The following is a 13,765-nucleotide window of genomic DNA, read 5'->3' as shown; positions in this document are numbered from 1 at the left end:
GGCAAAAAGTCGGCAACAGGTGCGTGTGCCGCGAAACGAGAACGCTGCGTCTCTGCGCATCGCGCCGGTGTGTCTTGCGTCTTGAAGCGTGCGATACGCCACGCGCCTGCCGTCCTGTTATAGCGCCCAGAGCACCTCAGTTGACCGGACGGCGGAAGAAATGGTGAGGCGTGCTGCCGCGAGACCAGAAAGCGGCAACCCGCGGCGGCATCACGCCAGCGCGCCGCGCGCCTTAAGCGCCTTCAGATACGCCGCAGCCCCCGCGCCGGCCACCAATCCACTGGCAAAACAGGCCGTAAGCAGATAACCGCCAGTGGGTGCCTCCCAATCGAGCATCTCCCCGGCACAAAACAAGCCGGGCAGCCGCTCGATCATCAGATGCGCATCGAGCGCCTCGAACGGGATCCCACCAGCGGTGCTGATCGCTTCCGCGATAGGCCGGGCGCGCGTGAACCGCACCGGGAGCGCCTTGATCGCATGCGCGAGGCCGTTTGCGTCGGCAAACGCCTCCTTCGACAAAATCTCGTGCAGCAAAGCCAGTTTTACGCCGCCAATCCCGATTCTTCCGTGCAGGTGACTTGCCATCGAGCGTGAGCCGCGCGGCCGCGTCACGTCCGCGACGACTCGCTCGAGCGTCAAGCCTGGCGCCAGATCCAGCGCGATCGTCGCCTCGCCGTCGGCCAGAATCCGCTCGCGGATCGTCGCCGACATCGCGTAAATCAGGCTCCCTTCGAGGCCCGTTTCGGTCAGAAGTATTTCACCTTGTCGACTGTGGACTTTATTGTCTACGTCGGTCAGCGTGATGGCGACCGGCTTGATCGGCTGACCGGCAAAACGCTCGCGCAGATATGGGCTCCAGTCGGCGTCGAAGCCGCAATTCGCCGGCCGCAGCGGCGTCACCGGCACCTGACGGGCGGCCATCGGCGGGACCCACGCGGCGTCCGATCCGAGGCGCGGCCAGCTTGCGCCGCCGAGCGCGAACACGACGGCATCGCAACTCACGGTGTGCTCGCCGTCGGGCGTCTCGAACCGCAGCGTGTGCGCGATGGCGTCCTCCGCGTCGGGACCCCAGTCGCGCCACTTGTGCCGCATATGAAACCGCACGCCCGTCTCACGCAGCCGATGCAGCCACGCGCGCAGCATCGGTGCGGCTTTCATATCGGTGGGAAACACGCGCCCGGAACTGCCGACGAAAGTGTCGACCCCCAGATCCTGCAACCACGCCCGCAGCGCGTCGGGTCCGAAGACGTCCAGCAGCGGCGCGATCCGTTCGCGGCGCGCGCCGTAGCGGTCGAGAAACGGCTCGCGCGACTCCGAATGCGTGATGTTCATGCCTCCTTTGCCCGCCAACAGGAACTTGCGGCCGACCGACGGCATCGCGTCGTAGACGTCGACTTGCACGCCCTGCCGGGCGAGTGCCTCGGCTGCCATCAGGCCGGCGGGGCCGCCGCCGATCACGGCGACACGGGCGGAATCCAAGGAAGAGCGCATGCGGTCCTGCGGATAAGCGGAAGGAAGAAGCGGCGCGCCTGCCGGACCGAACGATCCCGAGCGGCGCGAAGGGCGCTATTTTCACACCGCGCACGGCACAGGGCAAACGCACGGCCAACACGGCAGGCCGAAAAAAGCTGCGTTCAGGGGCTTGCGCAGCCGTCCGGCGCACGTTCGCATCTGTGTTCCAGACCCGCGCGACCTATACTTTCAAACACCTTCCCTCGGACGCCGTGCGCGTCTTTCTCGCATCAAAACCAGGCCACCGACTGCTTACCGCCCCGACGCGGCCACCGCTGCGATCAATGCTGCACGCAAGGCCGGCAAATGCCGGCATCGCGGCGATCGCCGCCGCGCGACGGCCGGCGTCATGGCTCGCGCGTGCGCCGCTCGCGCGGAGGGTCGATTGTTTGAAAAATCAAGGAGCCAGCCATGAGCCGCAAATACATCGATTGCCGCGAATTCCCGAGCGAAATGAACTGCACCGTCGCGCTATCCGCCGACAGCGACAGCGAATTGCTCGAAGCCGCCGTGCAGCACGCCGTTGCGATCCACAAGCACTCGGATTCGCCGGAACTGCGTTCGCAACTCAAGACGCTGTTTCATGAAGGCACACCGCCGGCTGAGGCGCCGCGCGCGTGAGGGAATCGTCCTTGCGGACGAAAAATGTCTCGTCCGACCCGGGCGCGCGGCTTGGAGCCGTCGCCCGCGGATCGCGGCGTTCTCGCGTAAGGGGTTCTCCTGAACGCTAGCCGGGGTACGCCTCGTCCACCTTCAGCCCGGCGAGCTTGAAGATGACCCGCAGCGTTTGCGGTTTGATGTCGCGTCGCGACGCGAGCGTGGTCATCACGAAGTCGAGCACTTTGGCGTACTTGAGCATCGTCAGACACGTTTCCATGTCGACGCTGCCATCGCGCATGACTTCGGCGAGGCGCAGCATTTCGGTGGAGATGTCGCGCGCCATCTCCAGTTCGAGTTGCTGCTTCTCCGACCAGGCCGGCGTCGCGATGAGCTTCGCCAGCATTTCCTGAAATTTTTGTTCCACGTTTCCGTTGGGTACCGTATCCATTGCCGCCTCTTCTATCATCCGAGCACGCGTCCGGTTGAAGTCTCGGCGCGCTGCTTGTTACGTAACGTTCGGCCCACTTTCTGGGGCCGTCTTCCCCACATGCATTCGGTTCGCGTGTTCGGTGCCACGGCCGGCAGCTTCTTGTTATCGGCGACACGGCTTGCGGGATCGGCCGAAGCCGGGGCGCAAGCTGTTTTTCAGTCACTCCCGGCACGTTTCCCGTGATGCTTTTCGAGCAGGAAACGTTCCAGGTTAATGCATTTCTCGCATGGTTTCCGCGGCTCGCTGGGTGAGCGAGTCGCACTTTGGGTAAACTGGCAGCAACTTTTCCCTTTTTCCGTCATCTGTCGCACGTTCGCGCTGCAATTGTTGGCGGTACCTACGATGTCCAGCAAAACCCACGAAATCCGTCCGAACCAATCCGTCGAGTTGCTGAAGGAGCTCCATATCCTCACGCGCGACGGCAAGATGAATCAGGACAGCCGCCGCAAGCTGAAGCAGGTCTATCACCTGTTCCAGTTCATCGAGCCGCTGCTCAAGGACCTCAAGGACCAGCAAGGCGCCTTGACGCTCGTCGACCACGGCGCGGGCAAGTCATACCTAGGTTTTATTCTTTACGATCTTTTCTTCAAGGAGTTTCAGAGCGCGGCGGGTGGGGCTTCACACATTTACGGCATTGAAACCCGCGAAGATCTCGTTACGAAGTCCGAAGAATTGGCCGTGCGGCTGGGTTTCACGGGGATGTCGTTTCTGAACCTGTCGGTCGCGGAGTCGATTTCGTCGACGCGTTTGCCGGCGCAGATCGACATCGTGACGGCGCTGCACGCGTGCAATACCGCTACCGACGACGCGATCCGATTCGCGCTCGACAAGCGGGCCAAGTACATCGTAGTGGTGCCATGCTGTCAGGCCGAGGTGGCCGGCGTGCTACGGCAGAACAAGGGCAAGTCACTCGGCAACGCGTTGACCGAGATCTGGCGGCACCCGTTGCACACGCGGGAATTCGGCAGCCAGATCACGAATGTGCTGCGCTGCCTGCAGCTCGAGGCGCATGGGTATCAGGTCAGCGTGACCGAACTGGTCGGCTGGGAGCATTCGATGAAAAACGAACTGATCATCGCGCAATACAAGAATCTGCCGCGGCGCCGGCCGGCCGAACGGCTCAACGAAGTGATGGACACGCTCGGTATTCAGGAGTTGAAAGAGCGGTTTTTTGTTGAGGCCTGATGTGATGTGTTCCGGCCGATGAGGTGAGGCTTCTTCAGTGAGAAAAGCGGCTTTTGCGGGCGAGCGCCATTCGCGCCACCGGGATTGCATTGCCGCTCTCTGTCCCCGCGCCTACGTTCAGCGCTTCATCAATTCGTTCCAGCCTGCAAGACCGATTCGCCGCAACGTCGCCTGATTGCGCTCGTAAATATCTTCGGCATCGGGGAACGCCTGAACCGCTCTCTCGATGCTGTCTTCGCGCAGCAGATGCAGGATCGGATAGGGTGCCCGATTCGTGTAGTTCTCGATATCGTCCGGGGCGCTGCCTTCGAACTGGTAAGAGGGGTGAAAGCTCGCGATCTGAACGACACCTTCGAGCCGAAGCTGCTTGATGAGCCGGTCGGCGAAAAACAGGCAATCGTTGAAGTCGAGAAAATCGCCGAGCGCGCGCGGCAGGATCAGCAGCGTGGTGTCGATGGCCTCCGGATCGGCGGCCTCCAGCGTCTGCAACTCCGCTTCGAGATCGGTCAAGACGGCTTCCATGTCCACGGCCTCGCTCACGGCGTAGCGAATTTGCCCCTTCGTGTGCACGGCTTTCGCGAAAGGACACAAATTGAGTCCGATCACGGCCTCGGTCAGCCAGTGACGGGTGGCGGCAACGACGGCATCGTGGGATTCGGCGGGCAACGGCATGGCAGGCGACACGGCGGACAAAGGCGGGTGGGGAAAAGCACCATTCTAACGGCGCGAGCCGGCGCCGCTCTGCTCATGGCGCGATCCCCGGCGCGCAAAAGGCGCAACCCCGGCTCGACCCTGCTTCAGATCAAACCGCCCGCGTCCCACCGCATGCGGCGGCGATCAACTGCGCGGCGACTTTCGGTGCGGCCAGGATAGGCCCGCACCCTGGGCCGTAAGTCTGGCTGGCCGCATAGACGCCCTCCATCACCACAGCGAGTGCATTCGCGAGCGCCTCTGGATCGTCAGCGGCGGCCGCCGTCGACAGTTCGATGAGCCGTGCCATCAAACGCTGCTTGTTGCGAAAGACGAACTGCCGGGCCGGATGCGTGGGGTCCGAAAACTCCACCGACACGTTCACGAACGGACAGCCGCGATAGTCGTCCACCGACGCGCGCACCGAGAGGTCGTCGAAATACTGCTGAAGCTGCTTCGCCGGCTCGCCCGGATACTTCGCGAAACTCCTCTCCACGTAGCCGAAGAACCGCTCGTCCTGCTGTTCCAGATAAGCCATCACCAATTCGTCTTTCGACGAGAACTGGCGGTACAAACTCATCTTGTTCACGCCTGCACGCTCGACCACCGCGTCGACGCCAACCGTACGCACGCCTTCGCGGTAGAACAGTTCGCTCGCGGCGTGCAGCAGATTGCGCTGCGCCTGCGGCCCGGCCGTCTGCGCACCGCGCGCACGGGCTTTACCGGTCGGCTTGGGAGTGTTGCTCTCGGACATGATGGGCCACCTGATCGGAACTCAATTGACGCCTTGACATGTTACCGACCAGTAACTAATATCGCAACACTATTGTGACTGATCTGTCACAAATCATTTACGGAATTCGTAATAATGCGAACGACGCAGCCTGCGAGGCGAAGCGTCGATTGGAGAACCAATGAACTGGGCAGCGAGACTGATTGGCGGACGCTTCCACTACGGCTGGTTGACAGTCGCGGTGGTGTTTCTGGTATTGCTGGCGGCGGCCGGCACGCGCGCCACGCCGAGCGTGATGATGGTGCCGCTCGAGCACCAGTTCGGCTGGAGCCGCGCGACGATCTCGCTGGCGATCTCCGTGAACATCGCACTCTACGGCCTGATGGGGCCGTTCGCGGCGGCGGCCATGCAGCGCTTCGGCGTGCGTCCCACGCTGCTCGTCGCGCTCGGCACGATGGCGGCGGGCGTAGCGCTGTCGTCGCTGATGACGCATCCGTGGCAGATGGTGCTGATCTGGGGCGTGATGGTGGGCGGTTCGACCGGCGTCGCCGCGCTGTCGCTGTCCGCGACCGTGGTGACGCGCTGGTTCACCACGCGCCGCGGCCTCGTCATGGGCATTCTCACGGCCAGTTCGGCCACCGGCCAACTGGTGTTCCTGCCGATGCTCGCGGCCATCGCCGAGCATTACGGCTGGCGTCAGGTCGTGTGGGTCGTCGCACTCGCGGCGGCGGTGGTGATTCCGCTGGTCGCGTTTCTGCTGCCCGAGCGCCCCGTCGACATGAAACTGCGTCCGTATGGCGAACCGCACGACGCGCCGGTCGCGAGCACCGTCACCAAACAGAATCCGCTCGCTATCGCGTTCGGCACGCTGGCCATGGCGAGCAAAACCCGTGATTTCTGGCTGCTGTTTTTCAGCTTCTTTATCTGCGGCGCGAGCACCAACGGCTATGTCGGCACCCACTTGATCGCGATGTGCGGCGACTACGGCATGACTGAGGTGCAGGGTGCGTCGCTGCTCGCCGCGATGGGCATCTTCGATCTGTTCGGTACGACGCTGTCGGGCTGGCTGTCGGACCGCTTCAATAGCCGCGTGTTGCTGTTCTGGTATTACGGCTTGCGGGGCTTGTCGCTGATGTATTTGCCGCACGCGTTCGGTATCGACTTCTTCGGTCTGCCGTTGTTCGCCGTGTTCTACGGACTCGACTGGATCGCCACCGTTCCGCCGACCGTGCGTCTCGCAACCGATGTGTACGGCAAGGAAGCGGCGCCCGTGGTGTTCGGCTGGGTGGTCGCGGGCCACCAGCTCGGCGCGGCGTTCGCGGCGCTGGGCGCGGGCATGCTGCGCGCGAGCCTCGGCACGTACACGGTGGCGTCGATGATTTCGGGTGGGCTGTGTCTGGTCGCCGCAGTGATCGTGTTGCGGATCAATCGGCCCGCGAAAGTGCCGCAGCCGCAGGCGGTGTAAAGCTGCGCTGCGTTATGAAGCAACGAAGCAACATGGACGGCCACCGGGTGAATCCGGCGGCCGTTTCCTTTGGCAAGCCACGCGAAAACAAACTGACTGCTTGTTGGAGCGCGCGCGCCGAACCCCGGTTATGCTATGTGACCCCGGGCGACCGCCCGGCGATCATGAATTTCGACCGAGAGAAGCGCATGACCAACAAACCCGCCCCTACCGAAGTTGCCATTCACGAGCTGATTGCGGGCCGCTGGAGCCCACGCGCATATTCGAGCGAGCCGGTGAGTCGGGAGCATTTGCGCTCCGTGCTCGAAGCGGCGCGCTGGGCGCCGTCTGCCTACAACGCGCAGCCGTGGCGTTTTCTCGTCTTCGATCGCAGTGTCGATGAAGTTTCGTTCAAGCAGGCTTTCGCGACGCTGGTGCCGTTCAACCAGGGCTGGAATTCGCGCGCGCCGGTGCTGATCGCCGTGACCACGCACACGCTGACCAACAAGGGTGAAGTGAACCGCTGCGCCGCGTACGATGCCGGTTCCGCCGCGATGGCGCTGGTGTTGCAGGCACATGCGCTCGGGCTGGCCGCACATCAGATGAGCGGCTTCGATCCGAACGCGTTCCGCACGACATTCGCGTTGCCGAACGACGTCGACGTGATCGCGATCATTTCGCTCGGCCACTACGGCGAAGTCGACAAGCTCGATCCGGTGCTGCGCGAGCGCGAGAAATCGGTGCGTCAGCGTCTGCCGCTCGCCGACGTCGCCTACGGCGGCGGCTGGAAGAAGGCTCTGTGAGCGGCTCACCGCGCTAGATGCGAAAAGCGCGCGGCACCGTCCGCGCGTTGTTTATTCCACCTCGTCCGCGACGCTCGAGAGCGGCGTCGCCACATGTTCGAGCGATTTCCGCTCCGCGTCCACGCCCCAGATCGCCGCCACCACAGCCGCCACGAGCATCAGCCCCGATCCCACCAGGTAGCCCGAGAACACTGCGCTGCGCTGATGCGTGTCGATCAGTCTCCCGAAAAACGCCGGGCCGATGATGCCGCCGAGCGCCGTGCCGAACGCGTAGAAGATTGCAATCGCCAGCGCGCGGATTTCGAGCGGAAATGACTCGCTGACCGTCAGATACGCCGAACTCGCCGCTGCCGACGCGAAGAAGAAAATCACCATCCAGGCAATCGTCTGCGTGACGACGGTGAGCAACTGCTGCTCGAACAGATACCCGCTCAGCGTCAGCAGAATCGCGGACATGCCGTAAGTCGCCGCGATCATCTTGCGCCGCCCGATCACGTCGAAAAGCCGTCCGAGCAGCAGCGGTCCGAGAAAGTTGCCGAGCGCGAAGGGCAGCAGATACCAGCCGATGTGGTCGCCCGGCACCTGGTAAAAGTCGGTGAGCACGAGCGCGTAAGTGAAGAAAATCGCGTTGTAGAAGAACGCCTGCGCGGTCATCAACGTGAGGCCGACCAGCGCGCGGCGCCGGTGCACGTTGAAGAGCGTATGGAACACCTCGCGCAACGGCGTATGCGCACGGGCGCGCAGCCGCAGACGTGTGAGCTGGTCGTCGGAGAGCGTGTGGCCTTCGTCGCGAAAACGCCCTTCGATGCCTTCGACGATCGAGCGCGCGTCGGGCTCGTCGCCGTGCGTCAACAGCCAGCGCGGGCTTTCGGGCACCCAGATGCGCATTGGCAGGATCACCAGGGCGAGCACCGCGCCGATGAAGAAGCAGGCGCGCCAGCCCCAGTCGGCCGGCAGCAGGTGAGGATCGAGCAGCACCAGCGAGCCAGCCGCGCCGAGCCCGGCGCCGACCCAGAACGTGCCGTTGATGCCCAGATCGGTCCAGCCGCGCACCCGCGCCGGGGTGAATTCCTGGATCGTCGAGTTGATCGCCGTGTATTCGCCGCCGATCCCCGCGCCGGTCAAAAAGCGAAACAGCATGAAGCTGGCCAGATTCCACGAAAGCGCGGTCGCCGCCGTCGCGGCCAGATAGACGGCGAGCGTGATGAAAAACAGCTTGCGGCGGCCGAGCCGGTCGGTCAGCCAGCCGAAACCCAGCGCCCCGAGCACTGCGCCGGCGATGTATGCGCTGCCTGCCAGGCCCACGTCGGCGTTGGAAAAGCGCAACGACGGACTGGACTTCAGCGCGCTCGCGACGGCGCCCGCCAGGGTCACTTCGAGGCCGTCGAGCAGCCACGTGACGCCCAGCGCCACCACGATCAGCGAATGAAAGCGGCCCCACGGCAGCCGGTCGAGCCGCGAGGGCAGGTCCGTTTCGATCAGCGTGGCGTTTTTCTCGTGAACAGCGGCAGTCGGCGGCGCGCTCATTGCTTGAAGTCTCCTCAATCCGAAAATTTGGCGGCGTATCCTGTCGAAAAGAGCAATATTCGTTCCGTCGAACGATCTTTTGCGTTATAGCGGCCGTTCGAAAGCGTTAGTTGATGCTAGCTGAGCTTTCGTGTTACAAAGCCGCTCCCCTTTCTGTCCGCGCCAGCTGAGCGGCGATGCCTGCCATGAACTATTGCGCGATTGACTTCGGTACTTCCAACTCGGCCGTGGCCGTGCCTGACGGCGCTTTGCTCAAGCTCGCGCCGGTCGAAGGCGCCTACACGACGCTGCCCACCTCCGTCTTTTTCAACACCGACGAAGACACCCGCGAATTCGGGCGGGCGGCGCTGGCGGCGTACATCGACGGCTTCGATGGTCGGCTGATGCGCTCGATGAAAAGCATTCTCGGCTCGCCGCTCGCCGAAAACTCGACGGATCTGGGCGACGGCTCCGCGATCAAGTACACGGACGTGATCGCGATTTTTGTCGATCACCTCAAGCGCTCGGCCGAAAAGAGCACCGGCGGCGCGATCGATCGCGCGGTGCTGGGCCGCCCGGTGTTTTTCGTCGACGACGATCCACGCGCCGACCAGATGGCGCAGCAGCAGCTCGAGGCCGCCGCGCGCTCGGTCGGCTTGCGGGAGATTCACTTCCAGTATGAGCCGATCGCGGCCGCATTCGACTACGAATCGCATCTGACGGAGGAAGGGCTCGTGCTGGTGGCCGACATCGGCGGCGGCACGTCTGACTTTTCGCTGGTGCGGGTCGGGCCAGAACGGATGAAGCGCGTCGAGCGCAAGGACGACGTGCTGGCGCACCACGGCGTGCATGTCGCGGGCACGGACTTCGACCGCCGCGTCGAACTGGCGACGATCTTGCGCGAACTCGGCTATCAGTCGCTCGATCCGGAAGGGCGCGAGATCCCAAACCGTATCTACTTCGATCTGGCGACCTGGCACTTGATCAACACGGTCTACGCGCCGAAGCGCGTCAGCGAACTCGCGCTGATGCGGCACCTGTTTTCCCACGTCAAGCACCACGACCGCCTGATGCGCGTCGTGGAGCGCCGCCTGGGGCACGCGCTGGCGGCCCATGCGGAAGAGGCGAAGATCGGTGTGGCGGCAGGCGGCGAGACCGTCATCGATCTCGACGAAGTGGAAGACGACCTGCGGCTCGCCTTCGACGAAGCGCAACTCATCAAAGCCGGTCAGGATGAGACGCAACGCATCGTGCAGGCGGCGCGCGATACGGTCCAGGCGGCCGGCGTCGCGCCGCGCGACGTCAGCGCAGTGTATTTCACGGGCGGCTCGACCGGGCTCGCATTTCTATCGGGCGCATTGGCGGCGGCATTTCCGGATGCGAAAGCGGTATTCGGCGATCGACTCGCCAGCGTTGCAACGGGACTCGGTATTCACGCCCGGCGTCTGTTCGGATAACCGACAAACTAATCCCTCGCATACTGCGAAGATAATCAGCGCATTCAGTTTGCGATGGATATAAAAAAACCCCGCCGAGGCGGGGTTTTTTGCGTCCAGAAGGAAGCGTGTCGCTTACACCGGCTTGATGTTAGCGGCTTGCTTGCCCTTCGGGCCCGTCTTCACTTCAAACGTAACCTTTTGGTTTTCTTGCAGCGTCTTGAAGCCTTCCGTGCGGATTTCCGAGAAATGCGCGAACAGATCTTCGCCACCGCCGTCCGGCGTGATGAAGCCAAAGCCCTTTGCGTCATTGAACCACTTGACGGTACCGGTTTCCATATTACTTGTTCCTAAAGATGGTGAATAAGGCCGAAGCCCAGAGGGTGCATGAAAATCAAGGAAGGGGGTAATGGGACCAACCGGAGTACCGTTGATGGGCGAACTACGAAAGACCAATTCACTCGCCGCTTGAAATCCTGCCCGAACGTTATACGGGCATTTCCAGAGAAGGTCAACAGTATCGTCAAATCTTTTCCTGTATTTAACGGATAGGCGCAGTTTTTGCTTACAAAGCTTTCTGTCGCCTCGATCTTTTTGCCAGGGAGAACCCTTGGTTTCGCTGCATCAGGTCGGTGCAACCGTTAAACTACGCGCCGCGCGTCGGTTGCACCTGTCAGAACAGGTCCGCCGCGCACGCATGCGCGTCACCCGTCTCCAGCGCCACAAGCGATGTCACGCGGTGCCGACATGGTTCTGATACAGGAGAAGACGTGAAAAGTTCTATACAACGGAACATCGGGCCGTTCGCACTACTGCTGACCGGCTTGGGCTCGATCATCGGATCGGGCTGGCTGTTCGGCGCATGGAAGGCCGCCAAAATTGCCGGTCCCGCCGCCATTTGCGCCTGGGTCATCGGCGCAGTCGTGATTCTCGCGATTGCTCTGACCTACGCGGAACTCGGTGCGATGTTTCCGGAATCCGGCGGTATGGTGCGCTACGCGCGCTATTCGCACGGTGCGCTGGTCGGTTTTATCAGCGCGTGGGCCAACTGGATTGCGATCGTTTCGGTGATTCCGATCGAAGCCGAGGCATCCATTCAATATATGAGCACGTGGCCCTATGCGTGGGCGCATGCGCTCTTCGTCGACGGATCATTAACCACTAACGGGTTATTGCTGTCCGCCGGCCTCGTGATCATCTACTTCCTGCTGAACTACTGGGGCGTCAAACTGTTCGCGCGCGCCAATTCGGCGATCACGATCTTCAAGTTCCTGATTCCCGGCGCGACGATCCTTGGCTTGATGCTGACCGGCTTTCACAAGGAAAACTTCGGCGAAACAGGCACGTTCGCGCCGTACGGTTGGTCGTCGGTGCTGACGGCGGTCGCGACGAGCGGCATCGTGTTCGCGTTCAACGGTTTTCAGAGCCCGATCAACCTCGCTGGCGAAGCGCGCAATCCGGCCAAGAGCGTGCCGTTCGCGGTGATCGGCTCGATCCTGCTGGCGCTGGTGATCTACGTGCTGTTGCAGATCGCGTATATCGGCGCGGTGAACCCGAGCGACGTCATGAAGGGCTGGAGCCACTTCAACTTCGCGTCGCCGTTCGCCGAACTCGCAATCGCGCTGAACCTGAACTGGCTGGCGATCCTGCTGTACGTGGATGCTTTCGTCAGCCCGAGCGGCACCGGTACGACCTATATGGCGACCACCACCCGCATGATTTACGCGATGGAGCGTAACAACACGATGCCGAAGATGTTCGGCAACGTGCACCCGTTCTATGGCGTGCCGCGTCAGGCAATGTGGTTCAACCTGTTCGTGTCGTTCCTTTTCCTGTTCTTTTTCCGCGGCTGGAGCTCGCTGGCGGCGGTGATTTCGGTCGCCACGGTCATCTCGTACCTGACGGGCCCGATCAGCTTGATGGCGCTGCGCCGCGCGGCGACGGACCTCGAGCGTCCGCTGCACATCGTCGGCATGAAGGTGATCGCGCCGTTCGCGTTCGTGTGTGCGTCGCTGATCCTTTACTGGGCCAAATGGCCGCTCACCGGCGAAATCATTCTGCTGATGGTCGTCGCGTTGCCGGTGTACTTCTACTTCCAGGCGAAGTCGGGTTTTGCTGGCTGGGGCCGCGATCTGAAGGCGGCATGGTGGCTGGTCGCCTACCTGCCGATCATGGCGGTTCTGTCGCTGATCGGCAGCAAGGAGTTCGGCGGTTTCGGCATCCTGCCGTACGGCTGGGACATGCTGGTGGTGATCGCGTTCTCGCTGGTGTTCTACTACTGGGGCGTGAATAGCGGCTACCGGTCGGAGTATCTGGAAGAGCGTCAGACTCACGACGAAGTGCTCGAAGGCATTGCCGTGCACTAAGCGCCGCGCTGAGCCTGTCGGCCGGATCGCGGTTGGGTCCGGGACGAGAAAAAGCCCGCCTGAGTTGCTCAGGCGGGCTTTTTTGTTGGCTGTCGCGTGGGAGGGCGTTGGCTGCTTACCGGCGCCAGACTCAGGCGCTGCCGAACACGTAGTTCGTCATCGCGAGCGAGCGCTGATAAGTGCCGAGCGACTGGATGGCCAGCGAATAATCGTCGTCCGCCGCGCCCAATGCGGCGAATACGGGCAGCAGATGCTCGTCGGTCGGATGCATCAACACAGCGTGCGGCGCCTGGCGGCGGTAGTCAAGCAGCGCATCGACATCGTGCGCGGCGAGTTTCGTTTCGAACCAGTCCGTGAACTCGGTCACGCGCGGATCAGCATCTTCCGGGCGCGCGGAGAAATCGGCGGCGCGCAGATTGTGCGTAATCTGGCCGGAGCCGATCACCATCACACCATCGTCTTTCAACGCGCGCAGCGCACGACCTACTTGGAAATGATGTGCGGCGTCCATGTGCGGCTGGATCGACAACTGCGCGACCGGCACGTCCGCGTGCGGGAACATCAGCAGCATCGGTACCCAGGCGCCGTGGTCGAGCCCGTGCGGCTGGGTGTCCGCGCGGATACCGTTTTCGCCGAGCAGAGCGGCGGCGCGGTGAGCGACATCGGGCGCGCCCGGCGCCGGGTACTGGATTTCGTACAACTGACGCGGAAAGCCGTAGAAATCGTGGATGGTTTCCGGCGTCGTGGCCGTGCTCGCCAGCGGATGCGCGGTGCCCCAATGGGCCGACAGCATCAGTACAGCTTCTGGACGCGGCAGCTGCGCGCCTAATACGCCGAACGCCGCGGACGGCATCGACGGATCGATCGGCAGCGTGGGCGCGCCGTGGGACAGGAAAAGCGAGGGTAGGCGGTTCATGGCAGCAACGCAGTCGCAGGGACACGGCGCAAAAGTTGGGTTGCTATCAATATAGGCCCGCACCATCGTTTGATAAACGGGTGA

13 protein-coding genes are annotated in these 13,765 nt (G+C 62.8%); 6 read left to right on the top strand and 7 right to left on the bottom strand.

Annotated features, from left to right (window positions below; all coding sequences use genetic code 11):
* Window positions 1-210 precede the first annotated feature (210 nt).
* The gene (locus B0G69_RS04455) at window positions 211-1,491 is read right to left on the bottom strand and encodes a TIGR03862 family flavoprotein (protein ID WP_121315829.1); all 1,281 of its coding nucleotides are present in this window, start codon (window positions 1,489-1,491) and stop codon (window positions 211-213) included.
* Between the two features lie 432 nt (window positions 1,492-1,923).
* Here B0G69_RS04455 and B0G69_RS04450 point away from each other — a divergent pair, with 432 nt between their 5' ends.
* Window positions 1,924-2,133, top strand: a complete 210-nt coding sequence (locus tag B0G69_RS04450) for a DUF1059 domain-containing protein (RefSeq protein ID WP_121315828.1) — start codon at window positions 1,924-1,926, stop codon at window positions 2,131-2,133.
* A 106-nt stretch (window positions 2,134-2,239) separates the two neighbouring features.
* Here the strand turns inward: B0G69_RS04450 and B0G69_RS04445 are convergent, their stop codons facing one another.
* A complete protein-coding gene (locus B0G69_RS04445) occupies window positions 2,240-2,560 on the bottom strand; it encodes a hypothetical protein (protein WP_012434486.1) in 321 nt (106 codons plus the stop codon).
* 384 nt (window positions 2,561-2,944) lie between these two features.
* Between B0G69_RS04445 and B0G69_RS04440 the strand changes: the two genes are divergently transcribed.
* Window positions 2,945-3,787 carry an SAM-dependent methyltransferase gene (locus tag B0G69_RS04440; RefSeq protein ID WP_121319100.1) on the top strand — a complete coding sequence of 281 codons (843 nt, stop codon included), beginning with the start codon at window positions 2,945-2,947 and terminating at the stop codon, window positions 3,785-3,787.
* A gap of 117 nt (window positions 3,788-3,904) precedes the next feature.
* On the opposite strand, the gene B0G69_RS04435 is transcribed toward B0G69_RS04440, so the two are convergent.
* Together B0G69_RS04435 and B0G69_RS04430 are read right to left on the bottom strand one after the other, a co-directional pair.
* Window positions 3,905-4,459 carry a DUF1415 domain-containing protein gene (locus B0G69_RS04435; protein ID WP_121319098.1) on the bottom strand — a complete coding sequence of 185 codons (555 nt, stop codon included), beginning with the start codon at window positions 4,457-4,459 and terminating at the stop codon, window positions 3,905-3,907.
* A 130-nt stretch (window positions 4,460-4,589) separates the two neighbouring features.
* The gene (locus tag B0G69_RS04430; protein ID WP_121315827.1) at window positions 4,590-5,231 is read right to left on the bottom strand and encodes a TetR/AcrR family transcriptional regulator; all 642 of its coding nucleotides are present in this window, start codon (window positions 5,229-5,231) and stop codon (window positions 4,590-4,592) included.
* 160 nt (window positions 5,232-5,391) lie between these two features.
* Between B0G69_RS04430 and B0G69_RS04425 the strand changes: the two genes are divergently transcribed.
* A complete protein-coding gene (locus tag B0G69_RS04425) occupies window positions 5,392-6,675 on the top strand; it encodes an MFS transporter (RefSeq protein WP_121315826.1) in 1,284 nt (427 codons plus the stop codon).
* A gap of 188 nt (window positions 6,676-6,863) precedes the next feature.
* Window positions 6,864-7,457: a nitroreductase family protein gene (locus tag B0G69_RS04420; RefSeq protein ID WP_175164739.1), complete on the top strand. Its 594-nt coding sequence runs from the start codon at window positions 6,864-6,866 to the stop codon at window positions 7,455-7,457.
* A gap of 51 nt (window positions 7,458-7,508) precedes the next feature.
* Here the strand turns inward: B0G69_RS04420 and B0G69_RS04415 are convergent, their stop codons facing one another.
* A complete protein-coding gene (locus B0G69_RS04415; RefSeq protein ID WP_121315825.1) occupies window positions 7,509-8,984 on the bottom strand; it encodes an MFS transporter in 1,476 nt (491 codons plus the stop codon).
* 185 nt (window positions 8,985-9,169) lie between these two features.
* On the opposite strand from B0G69_RS04415, the gene B0G69_RS04410 reads away from it, so the two are divergent.
* Window positions 9,170-10,420 (top strand): Hsp70 family protein, encoded by a 1,251-nt coding sequence (locus tag B0G69_RS04410; protein ID WP_121315824.1) that lies wholly within the window; start codon window positions 9,170-9,172, stop codon window positions 10,418-10,420.
* A 114-nt stretch (window positions 10,421-10,534) separates the two neighbouring features.
* Here B0G69_RS04410 and B0G69_RS04405 read toward each other — a convergent pair whose 3' ends face one another.
* Window positions 10,535-10,738: a cold-shock protein gene (locus B0G69_RS04405; RefSeq protein ID WP_007180251.1), complete on the bottom strand. Its 204-nt coding sequence runs from the start codon at window positions 10,736-10,738 to the stop codon at window positions 10,535-10,537.
* 431 nt (window positions 10,739-11,169) lie between these two features.
* On the opposite strand from B0G69_RS04405, the gene B0G69_RS04400 reads away from it, so the two are divergent.
* The gene (locus B0G69_RS04400) at window positions 11,170-12,765 is read left to right on the top strand and encodes an APC family permease (protein ID WP_121315823.1); all 1,596 of its coding nucleotides are present in this window, start codon (window positions 11,170-11,172) and stop codon (window positions 12,763-12,765) included.
* Between the two features lie 130 nt (window positions 12,766-12,895).
* On the opposite strand, the gene B0G69_RS04395 is transcribed toward B0G69_RS04400, so the two are convergent.
* Window positions 12,896-13,681, bottom strand: coding sequence for a class III extradiol ring-cleavage dioxygenase (locus tag B0G69_RS04395; protein ID WP_121315822.1), 786 nt, complete (start codon window positions 13,679-13,681; stop codon window positions 12,896-12,898).
* Window positions 13,682-13,765 lie beyond the last annotated feature (84 nt).

Origin of the sequence: Paraburkholderia sp. RAU2J, from assembly GCF_003634845.1 — a bacterium.
GTDB classification, from domain to species: domain Bacteria; phylum Pseudomonadota; class Gammaproteobacteria; order Burkholderiales; family Burkholderiaceae; genus Paraburkholderia; species Paraburkholderia fynbosensis.
This window is presented reverse-complemented; position numbering and strand designations above follow the sequence as displayed.